We start from the raw sequence: 23,237 nt of genomic DNA, 5'->3' as shown, positions 1-23,237 counted from the left end.
GTGCAACTTCTCGCGACCTGCGCTGGCTCCTCACCGTTCCAGGCAGGGGTGGGCGAGTTGCTCACGCGCGTGGGTGTGCCGGTGCTGCCCTGGGATCAGGCGCTGCATACCCCGGTGGATCTGGCTCTGGCGGCGAGTTTCGGGGGCGAACTCGACGCCATTCAGGGTGAATTGATCATAGTTTCACATGGTGTGGGATATAATAAGACGCTCCGGAGATCCGAAGACCGGAGACCGGGCCCGTCTTTGGGCTTTCGCCCGAGTGGTTGTTGGCGGATGGCACCCCGGTCGCGGACGTACTGGTGCTGTCGCACCCCGAACAGGTCCCGACGACCCGAGGCTCGGCCCGCCCGAGTACTGGACTGCGGAGGTGCTGGAACGCCACCCGGGCTGCGCACTCGCCGCGTACGTCACCGCCGCCGGCAGTTGTGTGGTGCGGACCAGGGACGGAGCGCTCCTGCGTCTCGACGCGGACCCGCAGGCAGCCGACCCGGCCGTGTACGTCTCGGCGTTGCACGCCTGGCTGGCCCTGGGCAAGGACCCCGCGGGTCTGGCAGGCGGTCTGACGGTGTGGACCGGACAGACCGCACATCAGGTTTTCCACGAGTTCGGCGAGCAGAGGGGCCGCCTCGGCCTCCCCGACCTCGGCCATGGTCCCTGCCATGGCCGGGCTGAGCGCCGGCCACGGCCACAGTGCCGAGAGCCGGTACAGCCGGGCGGCGGTCGGACCGAGCGTGCGGTACTGCTCCTGGGCGGCGGCGTAGGCAGGCTCGTTCCCGGGCATGGCGGAGGTCCCTTCTTCTCCCAGACGCGCTTCCAGCAGCGACGCGAACGTCCTCAACGCGTAAGCAGATCCGCCGCATTGGGCGAGCACCTGCGGCAGTATGGAGCGGGCGCGGGCTTCCTTCACGGTCCGCTTGCCCGCGACTTCGGTGAGCAGCTCGACGGCGTAGCTCTCGGGCAGCGGCACCATCTCGATCGGTTCGGCGTCCGCATGGGGAAGACGGCGGTGGGCGACGATGATGGTGAAGACTTCTGGCGCCGAGGTGAGCAGAGGTGCCGCCTGCGCGGCTGTCTGCACGTGGTCGAGAACGATGAGCAGCCGCCGGTCCGCGACAAGCCGGCGGAAGAGATCCATCCGCTCCTCCAGACCCGGCGGGATGCCCTCCGATTCCACCCCGAGGCTGCGAAGGGCTTGCCGGAGAGCCATGGCGGGATCCGGCACCCGGGCCAGGTCCACGTACAGTTGCCCGTCCGGATACCGCTGCAGCTAGCGCCAGCCCCAGCGCAGAGCCAGGGATGTGCCGCCCATCCCCTCAGGCCCGTACAGATGCGCCCTTCGAGCACGTCCGTCGAACTTGCGGGACGCCTCGCGCGTAAGCAGCCGCATCTGCTTGTCGCGATCGACGAATCCCCTCAGGCCGCCGGGCAGTTGAGGAGAAGTGCGGATACGCACCTGGACCAACGCCCTGCTGACCACCGCCTCCACCTCGGCCAGCCCCCGGGCGTGCTCCGGACTGCGCGACGCTCCTTCGTACAACAGCTGGGCCAGTGCCTCCCATTCGGCGGGCCGCTGCGGAGCCGGAACCTCTCGCCCCGCGATCCGACGGGCCAACCCGCCGATCATCAGGGCCGCGTTCCTGCCCGCCTCGTTGCCCAGCCCCGCACCCACGGTTGTCAGCATCGCCGTGACCGTCGCCAGCGATATGAGCTCCAGCATCCGGCGCTTCCCCGTTCCTACGCGCCGCCCGCCGGGCGACCACAGCCCCGGCCTGGAAACCAACCGAAACCAACCGTAACGGCGGGGAACGTGCGTGACGTGCGCTTCGCCTTGATCAAGGCCGTGTCCCGCGGGGCGAGTTGAGCAGGAAACAAAAGGTGAGTGGACGCCGGAGTCGGAATCGGAGTCGAAGTCGGTCGCACGGATTGCGGGTGTCCGTCTCAGCTAAGGGCGTCACCGGGGCCGGGTGCATTCCTGCGCCACCACGACGAAGGCCCTCTTCGCGCGCGTGAGTTCGTCGGGCCTCGTCGTCTCCGAGGCACGCGAGCGGGCCTGCGAACGGCCCGCCGCCTGGGGCGTAATAGCGGCAGCTAAAAGACCATCCGCTTACTCTGCAACTGGCTAAGCACTGTGGATCCACCCTGGCACCCACCCGCGGTGGCCTTCTACCGCGGGCCGGCCAGGTGCCTGCGGAACCAGTCCGTGGCCAGCTCGGTGACCGATTCCAGGGTGCCGGGTTCCTCGAAGAGATGAGTGGCACCGGGGACGATGGCCAGCTGATGCTCGCAGCTCAGGCGCGCTGCGGCCTGCCGGTTGAGGTCCAGCACCAGGTGGTCGCGGCCCCCGACGATGAGCAGCGTGGGAGCCTTTACCTCCGGCAGCCTGGGGCCGGCCAGGTCTGGCCTGCCTCCGCGGGAGACGACTGCCGTGACGTCCGCCGCGGGCTCCGCCGCAGCCCACAGCGCGGCGGCGGCGCCTGTGCTGGCGCCGAAGTAACCGAACTCCATGCCCTGGGTGTCGGGCTGCTCACGCAGCCATTCGGTCGCCTGGGTCAGGCGGCGGGCGAGCAGCGCCGTGTCGAACACGTTGTCCCGGTTCACCGCCTCGGCTTCGGTGAGCAGATCGAACAGAAGGGTGCCCAGACCGGCGCGGTTCAGCTCGGTGGCGACGAAGCGGTTGCGTGGGCTCTTCCTGCCGCTGCCGCTGCCGTGGGCGAAGAGGACGACCCCGGGGGCACCGCGGGGCATCGCGAGCCGCCCGTCGAGCGCGGCGCCTCCGTCCCGTATCCGGACCGACCTGTCAAAGGGCAGGGAATCGCGCTCCGAGGCGCTGCCCGCGGCCGGCGCGGCGGACGTGGCGTGCGCCGCGCGATTGTGCTTCAGGCAGGCGACGACCTCCTCGTCGCTCGTCTGCCCGAAGTCCGCGTAGAACTCACCGATCGCGTGGAACTGCCGGGGGGTGTGCAGACAGACGCCTTCATCCGCCTCGCCTCCGAGGCGGGCCGACCAGTCGTGCGGCGCCACGGGAACCGCCAGCACGATCCGCGACGCGCCGCGGGCGCGCGCAATCCGGCAGGCCGCCAGTGCCGTGGAGCCGGTCGCCAGACCGTCGTCCACCACCAGAACCGTCCGTCCCTCGTACCGGACCGGCTGCCGCTCGCCCCGATAGCGGCGGGCGCGGTGCTCCAGGACGCCGCGCTCGTGTTCCTCCACTGCCGCCAGATCACGGTCCGTCACACCCATGCCCCGTACCACCGGTTCATTGACGACGCGCACGCCTTCCTCGCCGATGGCGCCCATGGCCAGTTCCGGCTGGAAGGGCACCCCCAGCTTGCGTACGAGGCAGACGTCGAGCGGAGCGCCCAGGGCCTCTGCGATCTGCGCAGCGACCGGGACGCCGCCGCGGGGAAGTCCCACGACCACCAGGTCTTGACCTTTGAGGTGGTTCAGCCGGGCGGCAAGTCGCCGGCCCGCGTCAGTTCGGTCTGTGAAGTGCATGGTCGCCTCCCGGGTGAGGTGAGGTACTCGAGTCCCGACTGTCCGTTGTGCGCGTGCCCGTTGTGCGCGCCGGGCGGCCGTTTGCGGAGACGGTCCAGAGGCCCGGAGCCCGGTGAGTCCTGGACACGCGCCAACGGCGCGCCGGGCATATGCGTCGCCGAGCAGTCCGCGCTCGCCGTCGAGTGCATGGTCCCGCTCACGCCTGCGGCCCCTGGGACGGCCGGACGGTGAGGGTGTTGTCCGGGTTCCGGTCGACGCGCGAGCCGTAGGCCCGGCTGATCCGGCCCAGAACGTCCCGCACCCACTGGGAGTCCTCGACCGTCGCGCGCTCCAGCCGCATCCGCCGGGACCGCATCGGGGCGATGCGCACGTCGTGGAACCTGCCGTCGTCCGGGTCCACGGTGACGAAGTACAGCAGCCGGAGGTCGTCTCTGTACTCCTCGCGGCCGCCTATGCCCTCGTAGTCGTTGATCAGGTCGCCGCAGCCATGGGTGATGAGCTTTCCCCGGTACGACTCCAACGGCCGCGGATGGTGCGAGGAGTGCCCGTGCACGACGTCCGCGCCACCGTCGATGAGCGCATGGCCGAAGCGCACCTGGTCACGCGGGACGAGGTAGCCCCAGTTGGAGCCCCAGTGGACCGAGACGACCACGATGTCGCCCGGCCGCTTGGCTGGACGCAGCCGGGCGGCGATCCGGGCGGCGGCGTCCGACGGCTCGGCGACGAAGTCGACCCCACTGCGCTGTGCCGTGGCGGCCCAGCTGCCGGGTATGCCGCTGGAGGCCATTCCCATGGAGAAGACCAGGACGCGCCGACCGCCTGTGACAGGGACGATCGCGGGACGCCGGGCCTCGTCGGCGTCCCGACCCGCCCCGGCCGAGCGAAGACCCGCGTCCGCCAGGGCGTCGAGGGTCTCCTCCAGCCCGCGGCGGCCGTAGTCCAGCACATGGTTGTTGGCCAGGGCGCAGACGTGCGGACGGGCGGCGGCCAGACCGGGCAGGTTGGCCGGGTGCATCCGGTAACAGACCTCTTTGCCAGGCGCGATCTCGTCGTTCTGCGTGACGGCGGTCTCCAGGTTGAGGATCCGGACGTCGGGCGCCGCCGCGGCGAGCACGTCCAGCGCGTCGCCCCAGGGCCAGGGGAAGTCGACAGGAAGGGGAATCACGCCGTTCGCCGCCTCGGCCAGCTCCACATAGGCGCGGGCGTCCTTGATGTACGACTCCGGGAGCTTCGGATCGCCGGGGTGCGGAAGGATCTGGTCGACTCCGCGGCCGAGCATCACATCGCCGGCCAGGAACAGCGTGACGAGGTCACCGCCCATTCCTCCATGCTAGGCCGTGTCCGGCGGATCTTGTGACTGCCGCAGCCTTGGTTCGTTGGCATGCTCATGGGGCGCGGAGATCTCACAAATGAAGAATGGGCCCGGCTGAAGCCGCATCTGCCGAAGTCCGGTCAGCGCGGGGGCCGTTGGGAGAGCCATCGCAGGGTGATCAACGGGATTCTGTTCCGGCAGCGCACCGGGGTACCGTGGCGGGATCTGCCTGCGCGTTTCGGTCGGTGGAAGACCGTGTACGAGCGGCATCGGCGTTGGTCAGCGGATGGCACATGGGACAAGCTCTTCGCGGCTGTACTCGCCGATGCTGACGCGGAAGGCCGCATCGACTGGTCCATGGTGAGCGTGGACCACCTCCTGCCGGGCCCACCAACACGCTGCGGGAGCACGTAAGAAACCCCCGCGGCTTCCGGGAAAAGACACACGCCCCTGCAGCACCGCCCCGATGAGGGCCTGGGACGCTCACGGGGCGGCCTGACCTGCAAGATCCACCTTGCCGGTGAGGGCGGACGCCGCCCACTCGCCTTGCTGATCACCCCGGGGCAGTGGCGCGACGCTCCGCAGCTCATCCCGGTCATGGAGCGTGTCCGTGTCGCCCGCCGGGATGGCGGGCGACCGCGGACTCGGCCTGGCCGCCTCGGCGGAGACAAGGCTTACTCATCCCGCCGCAACCGCCGCTACCTGCGGCGACGCCAGATCAAGCACACGATCCCCGAACCGAAGAACCAGCGGGCCAACCGACAGCACAAAGGCAGCAAGGGCGGTCGGCCCGCCGGCTTCGACAGGACGATCTACAAACGCAGGAACGAGGTGGAGCGGACGATCAATGCCCTTAAGGGCTTCCGGGCTGTGGCGACGAGGTTCGACAAACACGCCTACGTCTTCTACGGCACCGTCACCGTTGCCTCGATCCGACTTTGGCTCCGGTCGTGACCCACCGGAGAGACCTAGTAGTACCCCTTCGCCCCGTCAGGCAGCTCCCTCACGATGTCCGCGTGCCCCGCGTGCCGTCCGGTCTCCTCGACGAGATAGATGAGCACCCAGCGGAGGCCGGCGTTGCCGGACCGGCAGTCGGGGTGGCGGCCGACGTCATCCAAAGCGGCCGCGGCCACGATCTCGTTGCTTCGAGCGCACTGGGCCTCGTACGACGCACACGCGCGGCCGGGAGTGCGCCCCATCGCTTCGAGGGAACCGGATGCGCACCACCGGCCGTCGTTCAGGCCCGGGTGTAGCCGCCGTCGGCGAAGAGTTCGGCGCCGGTGACGAACGACGAGGCGTCCGAAGCCAGGAAGAGGGCGGCCTCGGCGATTTCCTCGGCGTCGGCCAGTCGCCCCAGTGGCACGACGGCCTCGGCGAACCGGTCGACGTCCGGCCCCGCGGCGCGCAGCAGGGCAGGGGTCCGCGTGGGTCCCGGGCTGAGGACGTTGACCCGGAATCGACGCTCCCGTGACTGCCGGGCCCAGTTGTGCACGAGGTTGCTCAACGCTGCCTTCGAGGCGCTGTAGACCTCGAGGTGCTCATTGGGGCGCACGCTGTTGCTTGAGCCGATGACCAGGATGGAGGCGTTCTCCGCCAGCAGCGGAAGCGCCTTCTGGACGGTGAATAGTGGGCCCTTGACGTTGACGGCGAGTGTCAGGTCGACGTTCGCCTCGGTGTGGGCGCCGAGCGCGGCGTCCGCGACGATTCCCGCGTTGGCCACCAGCACGTCGATGCGTCCGGCCTCCTCGCGGACTCGCGCGTAGAGCGCGTCCAGGTCGGCCAGGACCGAGACGTCGGATCGTACGCCGGTGGCCGCAGGACCCATCTCCTTGACTGCCGCTTCGAGGCGGTCGATGTCCCGGCCGGTCACGAAGACCCGTGCGCCCTCCCGGACGAAGCGGTGGGCGATGGCCAGCCCGATCCCGCTGGTCCCTCCGGTGATCACGGCCACCTTCTCGTGCAGCACGCCTGGCATGTCGAACCCCTTCAGTTGTGGAATGGATCGTCCATAACGTAGCCAGTAATGGACGATCGAGTCAAGAATGGATAGGCTGAGACCATGCCGAGACCACGCGCATTCGACGAACGCCAAGTCCTGGAGCGGGCCCGGGAACAGTTCTGGGCGACCGGCTATGCAGGAACCCGGATGGACGACATCGCCCAGGCGACCGGCCTGGGCAAGGGCAGCCTGTACGGCGCATTCGGCGACAAGGGCAAGCTGTTCCACCGTGTGTTTGACGACTGGTGCACCGCAGTCGTTGAGGTGGCCGAAGGGCGGCTGGCAGGTGGCCCGGACGCAGAGGCCTTGGCCCGGCTGTCGGGATACGTGCACCTAATGGCGGAGAACACCGCCTCCGACACCGAGCGCCGCGGGTGCCTGTTGGCCAAGGGCGCGGCGGAACTGGCCCAGCACGATCCGACGGTCGCCGGACGGTCGGCCGAGACCATGACGGCACTGCTGACCCTGCTGCGGACGGAGATCAGCGCCGCCCAGCGCCACGGCGACATCGATAGCGCTGCGGATCCGGAGCGGTTGGCGGCACTGCTGCTGACGGTGGTCCGCGGTATCGAGGCGGTAGGCAAGGCCGGCCTGGACCCGGAGACGCTGCGGAACATTGCAGACACCGCACTGGCAGTCCTGCCCATGCCCGAGGGGCAGAAACGCCTCGCAACCGGGCGCAGTCCGGCCCGCAAAAACTAACTTGGTGCCAACACGGCCACATGATCCGCCGGACAGTGCCTGGGCCGGTCCGGCGTTCAGGGGCTTGCCCAGCGGGCATGGTCGTAGCGAGTGGCGAGGGTACGCGGATGCTGAGGATCGTGAAGCCGCGGTTGCTCTGCGGATCACATCGTTGAGTTGGCGGATACCCTCTTCCGGATTACCTGTTTCGGCTACTGAGCTTGAATTCGTGATGTCGTGCGAGAGCGGTCCGATGTGGTTGTCTCCATGAGCGGCCACGTCCGTCGTCGTAGATTCGTCCCGCACCGCCGACAGCCGCGGATCGTCGTGTACCGGGCCGTCCGCGTGCGGCTGCCGGAGGATCACGGCGAGCTGCCACGGCTGTGAGGAGGCACTCCGCGTGCGCCCTCGAAGATCGCGCCCGCCGTCTGCGCGCCCGACATCTTCGCCCCGGTCAGGTCTGCGTTGCTCAGGTCTGCGTTGCTCAGGTCTGCACGGGTCAGGTCCGCGCCGCGCAGGTCGGCGCCGGTCAGGTCCGCCTGGATCAGGACCACGCCGCGCAGGTCTGCGGCGCTCAGGTCCGCGCCGGTCAGGTCCGCGCGGGTCAGGTCGGCGCTCGAGTCGGCCTCGCTGGTTTCGTTGGTTTCTTCGGCCCTGCTCAGGTGCGCGTGGTGAAGGTTCGCCCGGACGAGTTCCGCGCCGGTCATGTCGGCCGCGCCCAAGCGCGCGTTGGTCAAATTGGCGCCTCCGAGATGTGCTTTCCGGAGGTCCGTGTCCTGCAGGTTCACGTCGGACATGTTCGCGTTGTCGAGGGACGCGTCGAAGAGGTCGAAATTCTCGAGGCCTGCGTGTCGGAGGTCCGCCCAGGTGAGGAACGCGAAGCGGAAGGTGCTGCGTCTGCGCGTGCCGCCTTCTGTGAGGCCCACTTCGCGCTCAAGGCCGCGCAGATCGACGCTGCTCAGATCAACTCGGTACAGCGGCTTCCCGTCCTGGGTCACCTCCCGGTCGGCGGACCGGTTGCCCAGCACGGAAACCACAGCCGCCACGTCGGCAGGGGGTCTGTGGTCCTCTGCCGGCTTGAAGCCATTGTCCGGAACGGGAGCGTGCCGGCGTACGAACGCGGACAGCACCGAGACGACAGTGCTCTGATCCCTGGAGGAGTCCTGCATGATGCGTTGCAGGGCGTAGATTCCCCCGAGGCGCACATCCAACGATGCTGATCCCAGGTTGGTGATCGCGGCGTTGAACCGGGTGGTGATCTGCCCCTGCTCGGAGATCTGCAGATCTTTGTTGGTCTGTCCAACCGACATCCATGTGAACAGCAGGGCGACCAGTGCAGCCAGCCCCGGCAGCATGGACGCCGCGAGTGCCACCCACGTCAGTCGGCTGATACCGGTGTCCCGGCCCGGCCCGAGGGGGCGGCTCCGTTGCCGTCGGCGATCCCTGGCGGCCCGACGACGGGCGATCCGGCGGAGTTGCGCGGCGGCAGACGGCTCGATCATCCACTCATGACATACCAGGAGGCAGGGCCCAATTCTCCGCCACGCTGTCGTAGCCCTCGATCAGGGCCTTCCGGAGGTCGTCGTGAAGGAAGGATCGGTGTTTATGGGCACGGTGCGCGGCCCCGACGTCCTGCCGGTCGATTGGACTGCGGACACCATCGGCGGCACTGGTCCGGGCCATTCCGCGCTCAGCGATCCCCCAGCCACTCCCCTCAAGCACCTGATCGTTCCGCTGTCCGGCCCAGCCCCGGGTCGCTGAGAGGCGCGCGCGAACTAGCGTCTTCCACGAGGGCCGGACGTCAGCCGGACGACCGGCAGACCGGCAGACCGGCAGACCGGCTGACCGGCTGACCGGCTGACCGCCCAGGACCTTCGGTCAGGAGGAGCGCAATGAGCGGGGTCCCGAAGAGGGGCAGCGAACAAGAAAATGCCCCGACGCACGAAGAGATCCAGGCCAGGATCGGAAAGCGCCTGGACGACGTTGCCAAGATCCTGGCCGGCGCCCTCGTCGCCGTTGCCGGCGTCATGACCCTGCTTGGCCTCAGCAGCGACGTCGTGTTCGTTGCCCTCAACAACGAGTCGTGGCCCATCTATGTGGCCTCGCTCTGCGCCATCCTCGCCATCGTGTGCAGCATTGTGGCTCTGCTCGTCCATCCCACACGGCTCGGCAACCTGTGGGAGACCGTGGTGCTCATTCTCGGGGTGATCTTCTACATGGTGGCTCTGGGCGTGGCGGTTATCGGCGCGGCCAAGGCTGCTGGGGGAAACGGCCGGCCGACCATCACCAACATCAAAGTCGACGGCCCCCGGTCCAATCTGAAACTGAGTTTCGATGTTCATGCTGACGGCGTCGAGACAGGAGCCAGCATCCAGGTGTTTGTAAATGCTGTAAAAGCCAACTTGTCCGATCCTGTCTACGACTCGGTCGACGCCTACTCAAGTGAGCTCAGACCCAACGACAAGGGCGTGGTCGAGCAGCGGGTCAGGATGCCGATGTCCCTTCCACCACAGGCTGCGGGTATCAGCATCGAGGCCCTCAACGCGGGCGACGGAACACAGGACGACGAGTGTGAATCGCACGCACAGCGCGGGCCGACGTGCGCGAGGTTCCGGGTTCCCTGACAAAGGGTTACGTAACGCCGCTCCTCTGTCGACCTCAAGCCCTGGACGGACCAGCGTTGGCTCGACCCTGGTCGAGCTCTCCGTCCGACATGGTGTGGAGTTCGTCCGAAGGCTTGAGCGAGAGTCCGCCGGAGTCGCAGGTGACCCCCTTGCCGACCAGGGCCACCGTGTGCGCGGGTGGTTGTGCGGGTTCGTGTACCAGCTCCACGTACCGCGCGGGTTCCGCCGAGCCCCGGCTCACGGCCGCAAGACCCGCCAGCCGCAGCCGTGCGAGGGCCGGCCCTTCGTACACTTCGCAGGACAGGCCGGCCTCCGCTGCCGCGGCCTCGATCCGGTGGGCGAAGGAGGCCGGAGTGAGCACTCCTGGCGGGGAGTTGACCAGGTCCCTGGCCAGACAGGTGCCCTCGGCCCCGGCCAGCGCCTCCGCGAGAGCTTCGGGTGCGCCGCCCGTCACACGCACCTCGACGGGCGGTGGCAGCGGCCGGGCCGAGCGGAAGGTGTCGTACCGGTACAGCGCGAGCCTGGCTCCCTCCGTCACGGCCCGGACCCGTTCGGCGGCCGGCATCCCTGTGCCCTCCGTCAGGGCGAGATCGAGGCGTACGGTCCGCGCCGGGCCCCTCCGCCCGTCCGCGGCCGGCTCGGCCACCACCTGGCCCTCCTTGGCCAGGAACCCTCGCCGCCGCGCGAAGGGGCTCGCTTCGGCGGCGGAGTGCCAGGGGCGGGCCACCACATCGGCCGGTTCGTGCGGTTCACCGGCGCGGACGACGGTCATGGCGGCGGCCTCGTCAGACCCGCTCGTACTGGGCGGCGGCGTCCCGGCGCAGCAGCCCCTCGTCGATCAGCGCGCGCCGCGGGCTGACCCAGTCGTCGAGCCAGCCGCCGCAGATGGCGTTCACCTTGGGCTCCGGGTAGGTGACGTCTTTCTCGAAGGAGTCCGCGACGACCGAGTGCCCGCTGCGGCATGCTGCAGAAGGAGGGTGAAGGCATCCAATAGGCGTCACGTCGGTCGCCGCCCGGTTCCGAGCGCCGAGGCCGCATCCGGCCCGTGGGCCGATGTCCGCCGCGGCGTCGGCGTGCTGCGTGGCGACCGCACCCTCGGCACGATCACCCTGGTGTCGGCCGCGAGCATCGCGGTCCTCGCACCTCTCCAGAACCTCGTGCTCCCCGTGTATCTGGTCGGCAAGGACTCGCCGGGCGGCTTCGGCCTGGTCGTGTCCTGCCTCGCCGTGGGCGGCATCGTGGGCGCCGGTGTGTACGCGGCGCTCGGTGCGAAACTCCCTCGCCGCACCGTCTTCGTCGTCTCCCAGCTGGTGGCGATGGTCGGAGTGGCCGGGCTCGCCCTGCTCCCGCCGGTACCGATGGTCGTACCCTGTGCGGTCCTTGCCGGCATCGGAGCAGGCCCGCTGCCCGCGCTCTTCCTCGTCCTGGTCACCGAACGCATTCGGGAGGACGTCCGGGGCCGCGTCCTCGGTCTACAGAACGCCGTCTCCATGACAGCTGTCCCGCTGAGCACTCTGTTCGCCGGCCTGGTGGTGGAATGGGTCGGGCTCCGCGAGACGGGCGTAGCACTTGCCGTCGCCTGGTGCGGAGTCTCCCTGCTCCTCCTCGCCCTGCCGGCCCTGCGCCATCTGGACACCGCTACGGCCGCGACACCCCACTCCTCGCCCCGCCTCGCCTCGCCCAGCCATCCGGCGTCCCACACCCCGCGTCACCCCCGGATCCGGAGCAGGCCGCGCACCGCACCGACTGACAGGCAGTTACGGCTGCTGATCTACCAGGTTCCGGCGGCTCCTCATCGACAAACCGAACCTGCTGAGGCTGTTGAGCGCCCACTGTTGCAGGCGCAGGAGTCGTCCTACGAGCGGGGTGTCGATCGTGCCCCAGGTGGAGCACGTTGATCGGGGAATTGTCCGGATGGCACAACCCTGCGGCCCCAAGCACGCCTGTGACCGCACCGCAGGCCGGAGCCCATTTATACAATCGCTGCACGATTGGCCACCACATGGCCACCACACCGAAACCGACAGACCCGAGCTGACCGGCAGCACAGAACAAAAAGCCAGGTCACAGCCCTGTGAACCGAAGCGCCCACTGCCAGTTAATCCCAGACCTACGCATTGCGATGCGCAGACCACACATGCCAGGCAGGCGTTGGCCGCGCTGGGCTTGGCGGGCGCACAACGCGTCCCGGGTGTGCGATCAGGGCCGGCCCAGCGCGCGGTACTCCCACCCTGCGGCGCGCCACTGTGCGGGGTCGAGGGCGTGCCGACCGTCGACGATCCGGCGCTGGGCCACGACCGCGCCCATGGCATGCGGGTCGATCTCCCGGAACTCGGCCCACTCGGTGAGCAGCACCACCACATCGGCCCCGGCGGCTGCGGAAAGAACGTCCGTGCCGTAGTGCAGGTCCGGGTACGCACGCCGGGCGTTCTCGATGGCCGCCGGATCGATGACGGTCACCTGTGCACCGGCTTGGTGCAGGGTTCTGGCCACATCCAGGGCCGGAGCGTCACGTATGTCGTCGGAGTTGGGCTTGAACGCCGCACCCAACGCGATCACCCGGACGCCGGCCAGTTCTCCGCCTGCCAGTTCGCGGACCAGGTCCACCGTGCGTGCCCGGCGCCGCTGGTTGATGGCGTCGACCTCGCGCAGGAAGGAAACGGCCTGGCCGACGCCCAGTTCCTCGGCGCGGTGACTGAAGGCCCTGATGTCCTTGGGCAGGCAGCCACCGCCGAAGCCGAGGCCGGGCTTGAGGAACCGGCCGCCGATCCTGTCGTCGTAGGCCAGCGCCTGTGCGAGACCGGTGACGTCGGCTCCGGTCGCCTCGCAAACCTCCGCCATGGCGTTGATGTAGGAGATCTTGGTGGCGAGGAAGGAGTTGGCGGCGACCTTGACCAGTTCGGCGGTGGGCAGGTCGGTGACAACCACCGGGGTGCCCTGGGCGATCACCGGGGCGAAGGCGGCGCGCAACTGCTCCTCGGCCCACTCCGATGCGGTGCCGAAGACCAGCCGGTCGGGCCGCAGGGTGTCGTCGACGGCGTAGCCCTCGCGCAGGAACTCCGGGTTCCAGGCGAGTTCGACGTCCGCTCCGGCGGGTGCCGTCCGCTGGACGATCTCCGTCAGCCGGGCGGCGGTACCCACCGGGACGGTGGACTTGCCGACGACCAGCGTGCGTCTGCGCAGGTGCTGGGCGAGTTCTCCCACCGCGCTGTCGACATGGCGCAGGTCCGCCGCGTACGAGTCCCGCTGCTGGGGCGTGCCCACGCAGATGAAGTGGATGTCACCGAATTCCCCGGCCTCGGCAAAGCTCGTGGAGAACCGCAGCCGGCCGGTGTCGAGGGCCTTCGCGAGCAGTTCGGGGAGGCCGGGCTCGAAGAACGGCACCTCGCCCGAGTTCAGCCGCTCGATCTTGACCGGGTCGACGTCCACGCCCAGGACGTCGAAGCCCAGGACGGCCATGCAGATGGCATGGGTCGCGCCGAGGTAGCCGGTGCCTATGACGGTGAGGCGGGGCGCGTTTCTGTGTGTGTCGTCCGAAGTGGTCACGGTGGTCTCCTGTGGTGTGTCCGGGCATGTCGGCCCACCGCACAAGCCGGTGGTGGCCTGCGGAAGCGAGGGAAAAGCGTGTTGTCAGGAGGTGCAGTCGACGTTGGCGAGACCCTCGGCCACGCCGTCCGCCTTGTTGTCGCAGGTGACTGTGTTGCCGTCGGACGTGAGGTGGAAGCCGTAGCCGGGTCCGTCCACGTTCGCGGTGTTGCCCTTGAAGGTGTTGCCGGTGCCCCAGCCCTTGACGATCTGATGGGTCTGGAAGCCGTCCTCAGGGGAGTGGCTCCCTGTGTTGCCCTGGAGCAGCCAGCCGTTGCCCTTCACATCGACCCAGGAGTCGTTGTGGGAACCGCTCAGTTTCGATCCGTCGAAGGTGTTGTCGATGACTTTGCCGTCACTGGTGCCCTCCTTGATGTCGATGGACTCGGCGGTGGTGTCGCTGATGTGGTTGCGGAGCACCACATTGCGGTCGCTGGTGTCGGTCTTGCAGTGGGTCACGGTGCACCAGTTGGACTCGGCGGTGCCGATATAGATGCCTTCGCCGTACTTTTCGCGGCGCAGCCCGGTGGTGTGGACAGTGTTGTCCCGGATCATGTTGTCCGAGCTGAAGTTGCGCAGGTGTATGGCCTCGTCACCGATCTGTTCGACGGTGAGGCCCTGGATGACGGTGCCCACCACGCCGTCCGCCATCACGCCCTTCTGTGCGTCGCGGACGGTGAAGCCGACCAACCGCCAGTAGCTGACGTGGTTCAGGTGAAAGGCGTAGCCGTCGTCGGTGCCGCCGCCGTCGATGACCGCTCCGGAACCACCGCACAAGAAGACTGGCTTCGCTGCGGTACCGGAGATCTCGGCGGTGAAGTTGCCCACGTAGGTGCCGTTGGCCAGGGAGATGCTGTCGCCGGGTTGTGCCTGGGCGAGGGCCTGTTCAAGCGTGGTGGCGTCACTCACCTTGACGGAGGCGGCCGGGCAGGTGACCGGGGAGTCGGGCACCGAGCCGCTGGTGGCCTGCGAGGCCTGAGCCTTGCCGGTGGCTGACCGGGTCGGCAGGGCCGAGGGGGCGGCTTCGGTCGCAGAGGCCCTGGGCTCGGCGGTGGTGGCCCCGGCCGTCGCCTTCGCCCGCCACCGCCACGATGAGCGCGGTCAGGGCGAGCAGGAACGCGCCCGCGGCCAACCAGACGGCCGGCTGCCGGAAGCTACTGCCCCCAGGGCTGGGCGGCGGGGTCGGCGGCATGATCTGGGTGGAAGACATGGGCGGTTACTCCGGTCGGTCCGGTCAGTCCGGTCGGGCAGTCGGCAAGGGGGTGTGAGGGCCAGAAGTCAGCCGGGCGGGCTGCCTGCCTGGGCGGACTGGGGAGTCAGGGCGCGCAGGGTGGTGGCCTCCTCGTCGTCCTTCGTGGACCAGCCGAGCTGAGGTGCCTGACGGACGGGGACCTCTCTGACGGCGCCGGCCAGCGGCCTCTTGTCGTCGTAGGGGTGGGTGCCCAGGATTCCTCGTCCGGCACGACTGCGCTCACTGCGGGTCTGGCGTCGGCCCAGCACCGCCGAGAACAGGATGAGCAGCAGCATGCCCGCCCAGAGCATCGTCATGGGACTGGCGTAGTGCCGGAACTTGACCCAGAAGGAACTGGTGTCGTGCCAGGCGAACGTCTGGTTCTGCTTGACGGTGATGCTGCCGTGGGCGCGGGTGGTGTCCACGGCGCTCGGGCCCACACCCGAGATGACGTTGTACGAGACGAGGGACTCGTCGACCGCCCCGACGAGACTGATCCCGTGATTGGTGCCGTCCTGGACGGTGTTGCCACGTATCTCGCCGACCGAGTCCCGTACGTAGATGCCGGTGTCGGTGCTTTCGACGATGTTGCCGGTGATCGTCGCGGCGGTCACACCGTCACGCACCGAGATGCCCTGTCTCGACTGGCCGCTGAGGTGGTTTCCGGTGATGGCTACCTTGGTGGCGTCCTTCCGGGCCACGATGCCCATGTCGCCGCCCTCGACACGGTTGTTCTGCACGCCGACGTCCATGCCACCGAAGATCTCGATGCCGTAGCGGCCATTGTCCTTGGCCGTGCTGTCGGACACGGAGTTGGAGCCGTAACTGCTGATGGACTCACCCGAAGCCGAGGGGCCGCTGGCAAGCGGCCGACCACTGAGCGTGAAGCCGTTGCCGCCGTTGCCCGTGGCCGTGGAGCCACTGATCCGGACCTGCTCGGTGGCACGGGCCAGCACGAACCCGTCGCCGCCGTTGTCCTTGGAGACGGTCCGCTCGACCACCGCGTTGGTGACGAACCGGTGCAGAACCACGCCGTGTTCCAGACTCCCCTGCACCGTGCTGTCGTTGAGGCTGACCCCGTTGGCACCGGAGATGAACAGGCCGTATGCGTTGCCCGTGAGGGTGGCGTGCCCGATCTCCGCCGAGACGTACGAGAGGCTCGGCACCGAGAACCGGGTGTCCGGCGTGGCCAGCGATCCGGAGGGCTGGGCCACCACGCCACCGCTGCCCGCGTCCGAGTCCGAGGACACCGCCGAATCCTTGATGTTGCCGGTGTCGGGGCGGTCGGTTCCGGTGAGGCTCAGGCCGCCGGTGCGACCGCTCCAGAACCCGAGGTCACTGACCTTGGCGTACGTCATGGAGAACTGGCCGCCGATGGCACGGATGTAGGCCCGGCCGTCCCTCACGTCCGTATCCGGCTTGTTCTTCCTGCCGTCCCAGCTGACGATCCGCATGGGCGCCTGCGGGGTGCCCTCCAGGGTGAGCCGGCCGCCGAAGGACACAATGCTCACGAAACCCTTGTTGCTGCTGGCCATCCGCAGGGTCAGCCCACCGGGGTTGGAAAGCTTCAGCTTGGCCCCGGCGTTGAGATAGATGTTCTCGGTCAGCAGATAGGAACCGTCCCGCTCCCGGACGAACGTCTGCGGGGCCAGTTGCAGCAGGTCCGAGACGGTGTAGGCGTTGCGGCGCTGGGTCAGGACCAGGGTGTAGCCGCTGCCGGTGTCCAGCCGGTACGGCGCCTTCCACTGGCCGCCCTTCAGGGGGGCGACGGCGGCCACCGCGCGGACCTGGTCCAGGCGGTGGTCCTCCGCGGCCACGAGCGCGGCCTCGTTCTCCGCGTCCGCGACGTTGACCTGTGGCTTGTCGTCTCCGTCGGCAGCCGGGGCGCCGGCCGCCGAGGCGAAGAGCAGACCGGCGGCGAGGGACAGCACTGCGCCGCCCCGAAGCATCCGCAGCATGGAACCGCCGGACGAAAGGTGATGACGCGTCATGACTGCTGCACCTCCGGCCACGAGGCCGTGGCGGTCCGCGTCACGCCGCCGAGGGACGCCGAGTTCTGTCCCTCTCCGCCGATGCTGTTGCTGGTGCGGGTCAGCCAGCCCTGCTTGTTCATGGTGACGAAGGCGAACAGCTTGATCGGCAACGAGATCATGATGACGACGAGGGCCAGCAACGGCAGCAACAACACCTCCTGCGGATGTCTGCGCAGATGGGAGTATCCACGGATGCCGCGTCCCACGAGTAGCCAGATCAACACGAGGACCACGCCCCGGCCGGTCAGTTCCAGGCGGCTGAAGACCAGATACCCGAGCGCCATGCCCATCGTCACCGGCGTCAGCAGGATCTGCAGCACGGTGATCTTGGTGACCAGGGGGACCCGCCAGAGCCAGCCCTTGTACAGAGCGGTCAGATAGCAGCGGTAGGAGTTCCGGCTCCAGCGCACCCGCTGCTTGACGAAGGCGCGGAACGAGGAAGGGAACATCGACATCGCCCGCGCGGAGGACTGGTGCACGGTCTTGTAACCGGATGCCAGCACCAGCCAGGTCAGCCGTCCGTCGTCGCCGGCGACACAGCGCCGGCCCAGGAAGAACTCGTTCTCCAGGTTCTCCAGCACGGGCTCGATCGCGGCCCGCCGATAGCCGGCCGTACGACCGGACAGGCAGGCCACGGCGCCGGCGCGACCCATGGCCGGGACGTAGTCGTAGTAGCGAAGGTTGACCAGCCAGTCGGCGATGCGCCGCCAGACGCTGGTCCGGCGCTGGTACACGTTCTGCTGGGTGCCGACGCCGCCGACCGTGGGGTCGACGAACGGCATCTGGACTGCGGCCAGCAGGCCCGGCTCCCAGCGGGTGTCCGAGTCCACCAGCACCACGAGTTCGCTCGTCGCGGCGCGGATGCCCACACCCAGCGCCGACCGCTTGCCGCGGTGCTCGAACGCAAGCACCCGAACCCGGGGATCCTGCACCTGCGCCAGCCTGTGCAGGACCTCCTTGTCCTCCACGTCCGGCACGATGATGACCTCGGTGGGATTCTGCGCCAGCCAGGTGTCCAGGCAGTCCACCAGGATGTCCGCGTCCTCGCGGTACGCCGGAACCACCACCGACACCGTGGTCCGGTAGTTGTTCACCACGGGCTTGGCGAACCGGGAGAGCACGGCCCGATAGAGCCACAGCGCCCATACGAATACGCCGGCGATGCCCAGCGACATCACCTCGCGCCATGACGTCTCGGCGGTCACCGTGACTATCCATGACCAGAAATCGTCGAAGAAGCTCGACACGAACCCAGACCCCCAGCCGGAGCGTTGCCCAACACGTGGGCGAAATGCGCGATGTTCGCGGTCTAACACGGTGAAATCTAGGGCCGAAACGATCCCTCTCGGCACACAGGAAACACAAAGTTCACCTGCCACACCCACGAAGCGTTCACGAGATGAGCACCCTTCAGTGAACAGCCCGCCGCCGCATCGCGCGCGTCAAGCCACCGCCCAGCGACCTGACTCATCGTCAAATATGCTCTCTCCAACGGCACTTACACTCACCCCGGGTGGACGTCGCCCCCCTCCGCCACTTCTCGCAGCCAAGCCCCCTGCGGCCTTCACGGAAGCAAATTCGATGTGATGCGCATCACATTCTCTGAACCCGGGCTGGTGAACGCATGTCACATACAGCTCACCAAACCGCCATCCCGCGCATGGATCCTGGAAAGGCCAGAAACCGAAGACCGGAACCGAAGACCGGAACCGGCGGCCGCGCCGAGCGGGAAGAGCGGCCACGGCGCCGATTCGGTAGGGCATGCAATTCGCCCCAGGGCAGCGGGCGTTCGGAAGCCGAGGGTGGCCGCGCGGTCGCCGTGGTCGATCCCCACGGGAGAATGCCGCGCGCTGCCCCGGCCTTCCGCCCGCATCCGCGCCACCACGGGCCGCGACTGCCAACGGGCTTCCTGAGCCGAGCGAAGAGCCCTGTCAGATCGGATCGCCGCGTGCACGACGCCCAGCTCAGCGAGCTCTGCCCGCACACCGACGACAACCGCGAAGCAGGAGACGTGACCTTCGTGGCTGATACCGGCATACGCGAGGTCATCGTCATCGGCTCCGGCCCCGTCGGATGCACCGCCACTCTCTACCCCGCCCGCGCCGAGCTCGAGCCGCTCGTCTTCGGCGACGCGATCTTTGTCGGCGGCGCGCTCACCACGACCGCCGGGATCGAGAACTTCCCCGGTTTCCCCGAGGGCATCGACGGCCCGGATCGGATGACGAACCATGCGGGCTCCGAGCGAAAGATTCCGTCCGCGGGGTGTCCGAAGCGCGACCTGCGACAGCTTCTTCTTCCACGACCGCGACATCGTGGTTGTCGGCGGCGGTGAAACGGCGATGGACCGAGGCCACCTTCCTCACCCGCTTCGCCAGGTCCGTGACCGTAGTACACCGGCGCTCGACGCTGCGGACCTCGCAAGTCGTGAAGAACAGGGCCTTCGCCGAAGGCAAGATCTCCTTCGCCTTCAAGAGCGAGATCGCGGAAATCACGGAAGCAGACGGCAAGCTCGCCGGAGTGACGCTGCGCGACGTCATCACCGGTGCCATCCCGGATCTCGACGTGACGGGCCTGTTCATCGCCATCGGCGCTAGAGGCTCGGGCCCGCTCTACCTCACCTGACGTCCAGAGTCGATCCAGCTCTACTGGATCAGGGGCGCTGAGCAGTACCTCCCGGCCTGCACGCCAGGTCGCCGGTCTGTGACATCGCGTTGCCGTGCGCTGTAACGGTCGTACTCCTTGCTACGCATGGAGGCCAGCAGCACTGATGAGTGACGTTCTGCCTGATCAGAGCGCGTGCAACACGTTGACCCGTGCCACCCGATGCTGCACTGTCCTAAGGCGTCCGGCCACCAGCTGGCCACCACTGGTGACATGAAGCGGGGTCACCGAGATTGTCGGCCTCTCACAGACAGCGCCCCGGAAGCGTTCGACATCACGGATGCTGAGCTGGCACGCGAGATCGTGGCGGCCGAGCGCGAACGCCTACTCACGGGCGGCTGACGGACGTAAGACGCGGAGGCGCCGAAGTGCGTGAAGCCGAGGGCGACCTCGAGCGGGTAAGTCGCGGCTACGCCGGAGAGTTGCGGCCAAGGCAGGATGAACAAGCTCACGGGGAGGCTGCGTGCCGTGCCGCAGGGGCGTCCCGTGAAGGGGCGTCACCCGCGGAACTACCGACGACACGGCCCTGGTCATCGTGCGGTTGTGAGTCCTACTGCCGATTGATGCCGGGCAGGTGCACGCCATAGAAATCCAGCATCGTGAGGGTCCGTGCCCGCGTCCGCTCCTTCATGTACGGCCAGGCCGCCTCCACGAGGCCGTCGGCGTTCAGGAGCTGTTCGAGCACCTCGAAGTAGGCGGCGCCTCGGACGCTCTCCAGGGAATGCTCCGTGAGTCGCTCCACGAAGCCCCAGCATCGTTGCAGCAGTTCTGTGTCCGGGGTGTCGCTCTCGAGCTGCGGCATCAGGATGGGCGTCATGAGGCACTGGGCCAGCACCGACTGAATATGATATGGCGCGTCTTCGGTCAAAACGGCTGCTTCCGCCGGCATCTCGTACTTCTCGGCGATGAACTCCGCGGATTCGGGGATGGTGCGCAGCAGAAGGGAGGGAATCTCCTCAAAGGGAACGTCACTCATGTCTTTCCGGTTTCCTGTGCGGTGGCGGCTGATGCCGGTACGGGGCCCGTCGCGCGCAATGCGCGGCTGGCCCCGTACCGAGTGATGTCAAGCGCAGTTCATCGGTGGGCAGACAGATCCGCCCGCAGCGGGAGGTTCCACCGCCTCGTGGACTCCGAACGGGTCCACGATGTCCTTGAACATCTCCCAAGAACCTCGGCCTACGCCGTACTCCTCGGCGCCTCCTGCATGGCCCTGGACCCGCTCAGCCGCGTCCGGATGATTCTCAGCGGGACCCCCCACGCCCAACGGTTCCAAGGACCTGGAGAACCTGCCCGGAAGAGGAACTGCCGATGGCCGCAGGAATGAGCGTCGCCGACGTCCGTGCGCTCCTGGAACATCTGGGGACCGCGTAGCGTCTGCCGGGGCCCTGGCTGACGGGGGCCCCGCAGCGACGCCCGACGGATGCCCACACACATCAGCAGGCGTCTTTATGCCCCGCTCGGAAACTGCGGCTGAGACCAAAACTGAGACCATGGGCGTCCGCGCGACCTGCCCTTGACAGCGACGGCGACTCCACCAAAAGCAAAAGCCCCAGGTCACGGCGAGTGAGAATCCTGGGGCTTCGCAGAGCCGCCTTCGGGATTCGAACCCGAGACCTACGCATTACGAGACCGCGAGTGATCGTGTTGCGTGGTGCTTCGCCGTGCCGCGTAGTGACGTTGTGCCTGATCAGAACACATGCAACAAGTTGACCCGTGCCACCCGATGCTGCACCGTCCAAAGGCGTCCGGCCACCGGCTGGCCACCGGGAAGGCCCGACTGGTGGCAAGAAGCAGGGTCATCGAGATTGTAGGCCTCCCACAGACTCTTCGTACGCGTGCCGGGTCCCCTGTAGGTCGCTCCAGAGACGGCCCCCTTCCAGCGTGGCTGGTGCAGACCTCGTCGGTTGCCTGTTCCATTACGTGACCGCTGACACCGGCACCGTGTCAAGGCTCGCCCCCGCAAGAACTCATTCGCTCTGTTCCAGGGCACCGTCCGCAGGCAGCGGCGTCGATCGCGACGGCGCTCCTTGAGGGGGCAGCGACGCCCGGATGCCCTCTACACGGTCACATGGGCGTAGACCAAGGGCGCGGAGGCGTCGGTCTCGTCGACGGTCACCCGGGCCGCGCCAGCCCTGTCGCCCTGCTCGGGAATGTCCGCGTAAAGGCCGGCCAGGCGCCCCTTGGTTCCAATCTTCCAGGGAAGATCGACGGAGTCGATGTCGTCCTGGTCCAGGACGACATTACCGGCCGTCAAGTCCCCGGTGGTCCTGTCCAGGGAGGTCAGGAACTGCTTGAGACCTGCAGGGGTGGTGCGGAAGCGCAGGTAGAGGTCCTGGTCGCTCTCCGCGCTGCCGTCGCCCGGGACCACCAGGTAGGAGGTGTCCCGGGCTCCGGTCGGCACCTCGAGCCGGAAGGTCTTCTGGAGCGCGGCGCTGGGGACGCCCTGCTTCTCCTGCCGGGTAGGCAACGCGTTGTCCTTGAACTCGAAGGGCCAGATCGGTGTCAGGAGGATTGCCGCGGCGACCAGAAGGAATGAGCAGCAGGCCGCCACAAGAAGTGCGACGGGCAATCCCCGTTGTTTGCGCTCCGGGCGCGTCATGTCCGCCATCAGGGCTTCTTCCTCATCTTGGATGTGCCTCGGACCTCGAAGTCCCGTGCGGCCGGTGGTGTGCAGATGCGCGATCTCCGACTGCGAGATGTGTGCTCGCCGTGGACGGCAGCGGGTCCACGGCGGTGAAGCGGCCGGTGCCGCTGTCGTAGTCGCGGGCGCGCATGTCGTACAGACCGGTGACCGTGTCGAGGTACTGCCCCTGGAAGCGCAGACGACGAAGGCCCGGGCCTCTTCGAGGTCCAGGCCTTCGGCGTGGCGCCGGTACGGGGTGTGGACCCCGGCCGGCCACTCGCCCATGTCCCGCTCCAGGTCGAGCCGGACGAACGCCTCCACCGCGATCCCCGCCCCGGTGAAGGCGAGGGTCACGGCGAGGCGGTACTCGTTGGGCTCCTGGTCCCGGGTCAGGTCCATCCACGTAATGCCGTGGTGGAGGGTCACCTGCGGCACCCCGTCCACGACGTCGAGCAGGACCTGCGGGCTGAGCTGCGTCTCGTCGTCCTCGGAGTCGCCGCTGAAGTCGAACTCCAGATAGCGGCCGAGCATGAACTCGGCGAGCCGCTGTTGGAAACGGTCCAGCGACAGCAGGAACCGCGTGAACTTCTGTTCAGCCAAATGGAGTTCAACCCTCCGCATCGGATTCGAGGCACCACTGACACGGCGATCGCCGGGGAGCTCGTCGTACGTGCTCCCCGGCGATCGCAGTTGTCCGGAAGGTCAGGAGGACAGACCTCGCTGCTCCTTGAGCCTGCGCAGGCGTTCCGCGAGAGGCACCTGTCCAGGCGGCCTCAGGATGAACTTGCGCTTCTGCTTGTCGAAGCAGTCCAGGTAGCAGGACACCCGGTCTCCCACCTGGTAGTTGTCGTCATCCTCGATGTAGAGGACGTCGATCAGGCCCACGTATGACAGCCCCAGGTCCACGATGACGCCCCAGCGGAAGACGGCGATGACGTCGCCCTCGACGATGGTCCCCATGAGGCCCATCTCGGCCTCGCTCACCTCACC

The 23,237-nt window shown here is 68.1% G+C and carries 20 protein-coding genes and 3 pseudogenes; 5 read left to right on the top strand and 18 right to left on the bottom strand.

Going from position 1 to position 23,237, the window contains the following annotated elements:
• Window positions 1-175: 175 nt before the first annotated feature.
• The 4 genes from ADL01_RS47610 to ADL01_RS39110 all read right to left on the bottom strand — a co-directional run bounded on the left by ADL01_RS47610 (window position 176) and on the right by ADL01_RS39110 (window position 4,819).
• Entirely contained in the window at window positions 176-1,210 is a 1,035-nt protein-coding gene (locus ADL01_RS47610) for a hypothetical protein (protein WP_159049750.1), read from the bottom strand.
• A gap of 60 nt (window positions 1,211-1,270) precedes the next feature.
• Complete coding sequence (locus tag ADL01_RS45105) at window positions 1,271-1,720, bottom strand: hypothetical protein (protein WP_053746847.1); 450 nt, start codon at window positions 1,718-1,720, stop codon at window positions 1,271-1,273.
• Between the two features lie 446 nt (window positions 1,721-2,166).
• A complete protein-coding gene (locus ADL01_RS39115) occupies window positions 2,167-3,498 on the bottom strand; it encodes a phosphoribosyltransferase family protein (protein ID WP_053746846.1) in 1,332 nt (443 codons plus the stop codon).
• A gap of 196 nt (window positions 3,499-3,694) precedes the next feature.
• Window positions 3,695-4,819, bottom strand: coding sequence for a CapA family protein (locus ADL01_RS39110; protein ID WP_053746845.1), 1,125 nt, complete (start codon window positions 4,817-4,819; stop codon window positions 3,695-3,697).
• A 60-nt stretch (window positions 4,820-4,879) separates the two neighbouring features.
• On the opposite strand from ADL01_RS39110, the pseudogene ADL01_RS43210 reads away from it, so the two are divergent.
• Window positions 4,880-5,764 (top strand): annotated as a pseudogene (locus tag ADL01_RS43210) (IS5 family transposase).
• Between the two features lie 14 nt (window positions 5,765-5,778).
• Here ADL01_RS43210 and ADL01_RS39100 read toward each other — a convergent pair.
• A pseudogene (locus ADL01_RS39100) lies at window positions 5,779-6,006 on the bottom strand (DUF664 domain-containing protein); the annotation flags it as partial.
• A gap of 41 nt (window positions 6,007-6,047) precedes the next feature.
• A complete protein-coding gene (locus tag ADL01_RS39095; RefSeq protein ID WP_053746844.1) occupies window positions 6,048-6,785 on the bottom strand; it encodes an SDR family NAD(P)-dependent oxidoreductase in 738 nt (245 codons plus the stop codon).
• A gap of 84 nt (window positions 6,786-6,869) precedes the next feature.
• On the opposite strand from ADL01_RS39095, the gene ADL01_RS39090 reads away from it, so the two are divergent.
• On the top strand, window positions 6,870-7,511 hold the full coding sequence (locus ADL01_RS39090) for a TetR/AcrR family transcriptional regulator (RefSeq protein WP_053746843.1): 642 nt from the start codon (window positions 6,870-6,872) through the stop codon (window positions 7,509-7,511).
• A 341-nt stretch (window positions 7,512-7,852) separates the two neighbouring features.
• On the opposite strand, the gene ADL01_RS39085 is transcribed toward ADL01_RS39090, so the two are convergent.
• Window positions 7,853-8,992: a pentapeptide repeat-containing protein gene (locus ADL01_RS39085; RefSeq protein ID WP_078961037.1), complete on the bottom strand. Its 1,140-nt coding sequence runs from the start codon at window positions 8,990-8,992 to the stop codon at window positions 7,853-7,855.
• A 390-nt stretch (window positions 8,993-9,382) separates the two neighbouring features.
• Here ADL01_RS39085 and ADL01_RS39075 point away from each other — a divergent pair, with 390 nt between their 5' ends.
• Entirely contained in the window at window positions 9,383-10,114 is a 732-nt protein-coding gene (locus ADL01_RS39075) for a hypothetical protein (protein WP_053746840.1), read from the top strand.
• A gap of 34 nt (window positions 10,115-10,148) precedes the next feature.
• Here ADL01_RS39075 and ADL01_RS39070 read toward each other — a convergent pair whose 3' ends face one another.
• Both ADL01_RS39070 and ADL01_RS47360 read right to left on the bottom strand, forming a co-directional pair.
• Window positions 10,149-10,886, bottom strand: a complete 738-nt coding sequence (locus ADL01_RS39070; protein WP_053746839.1) for a hypothetical protein — start codon at window positions 10,884-10,886, stop codon at window positions 10,149-10,151.
• Window positions 10,887-10,899: 13 nt separating this feature from the next.
• Entirely contained in the window at window positions 10,900-11,115 is a 216-nt protein-coding gene (locus ADL01_RS47360; protein ID WP_267889966.1) for a DUF2087 domain-containing protein, read from the bottom strand.
• Here ADL01_RS47360 and ADL01_RS43200 point away from each other — a divergent pair.
• Window positions 11,092-12,012: an MFS transporter gene (locus tag ADL01_RS43200; protein ID WP_234354952.1), complete on the top strand. Its 921-nt coding sequence runs from the start codon at window positions 11,092-11,094 to the stop codon at window positions 12,010-12,012. The genes ADL01_RS47360 and ADL01_RS43200 overlap by 24 nt on opposite strands.
• Before the next feature lie 301 nt (window positions 12,013-12,313).
• Here the strand turns inward: ADL01_RS43200 and ADL01_RS39060 are convergent, their stop codons facing one another.
• The 5 genes from ADL01_RS39060 to ADL01_RS39040 all read right to left on the bottom strand — a co-directional run bounded on the left by ADL01_RS39060 (window position 12,314) and on the right by ADL01_RS39040 (window position 18,210).
• On the bottom strand, window positions 12,314-13,660 hold the full coding sequence (locus tag ADL01_RS39060) for a UDP-glucose dehydrogenase family protein (RefSeq protein WP_053746838.1): 1,347 nt from the start codon (window positions 13,658-13,660) through the stop codon (window positions 12,314-12,316).
• Between the two features lie 84 nt (window positions 13,661-13,744).
• Window positions 13,745-14,650 (bottom strand): right-handed parallel beta-helix repeat-containing protein, encoded by a 906-nt coding sequence (locus ADL01_RS39055; RefSeq protein WP_053746837.1) that lies wholly within the window; start codon window positions 14,648-14,650, stop codon window positions 13,745-13,747.
• Complete coding sequence (locus ADL01_RS47040; protein WP_053746836.1) at window positions 14,601-14,909, bottom strand: hypothetical protein; 309 nt, start codon at window positions 14,907-14,909, stop codon at window positions 14,601-14,603. The genes ADL01_RS39055 and ADL01_RS47040 overlap by 50 nt, the downstream gene beginning before the upstream one ends.
• 68 nt (window positions 14,910-14,977) lie before the next feature.
• Window positions 14,978-16,921, bottom strand: a complete 1,944-nt coding sequence (locus tag ADL01_RS39045; RefSeq protein ID WP_234354951.1) for a right-handed parallel beta-helix repeat-containing protein — start codon at window positions 16,919-16,921, stop codon at window positions 14,978-14,980.
• The gene (locus tag ADL01_RS39040; protein WP_053746835.1) at window positions 16,918-18,210 is read right to left on the bottom strand and encodes a glycosyltransferase family 2 protein; all 1,293 of its coding nucleotides are present in this window, start codon (window positions 18,208-18,210) and stop codon (window positions 16,918-16,920) included. Before ADL01_RS39040 ends, ADL01_RS39045 begins: the two co-directional genes overlap by 4 nt.
• A 773-nt stretch (window positions 18,211-18,983) precedes the next feature.
• Between ADL01_RS39040 and ADL01_RS43195 the strand changes: the two are divergent.
• Window positions 18,984-19,552, top strand: a pseudogene (locus ADL01_RS43195) (NAD(P)/FAD-dependent oxidoreductase); the annotation flags it as partial.
• Window positions 19,553-20,174: 622 nt separating this feature from the next.
• Here the strand turns inward: ADL01_RS43195 and ADL01_RS39025 are convergent.
• From ADL01_RS39025 to ADL01_RS39015, 4 genes are all read right to left on the bottom strand, one after another.
• The gene (locus ADL01_RS39025; protein ID WP_053746832.1) at window positions 20,175-20,600 is read right to left on the bottom strand and encodes a hypothetical protein; all 426 of its coding nucleotides are present in this window, start codon (window positions 20,598-20,600) and stop codon (window positions 20,175-20,177) included.
• A 1,080-nt stretch (window positions 20,601-21,680) separates the two neighbouring features.
• Complete coding sequence (locus ADL01_RS47985; protein ID WP_078961034.1) at window positions 21,681-22,232, bottom strand: hypothetical protein; 552 nt, start codon at window positions 22,230-22,232, stop codon at window positions 21,681-21,683.
• 13 nt (window positions 22,233-22,245) lie between these two features.
• Window positions 22,246-22,398: a hypothetical protein gene (locus tag ADL01_RS47980; protein WP_420719788.1), complete on the bottom strand. Its 153-nt coding sequence runs from the start codon at window positions 22,396-22,398 to the stop codon at window positions 22,246-22,248.
• A gap of 551 nt (window positions 22,399-22,949) precedes the next feature.
• A complete protein-coding gene (locus tag ADL01_RS39015) occupies window positions 22,950-23,231 on the bottom strand; it encodes a S1 RNA-binding domain-containing protein (protein WP_159049749.1) in 282 nt (93 codons plus the stop codon).
• Window positions 23,232-23,237 lie beyond the last annotated feature (6 nt).

The organism is Streptomyces sp. NRRL WC-3618 (assembly GCF_001280005.1).
Classification (GTDB): domain Bacteria; phylum Actinomycetota; class Actinomycetes; order Streptomycetales; family Streptomycetaceae; genus Streptomyces.
Note: the sequence above shows the minus strand (reverse complement) of the source record. Positions and strands in the feature narration are given on the sequence as shown.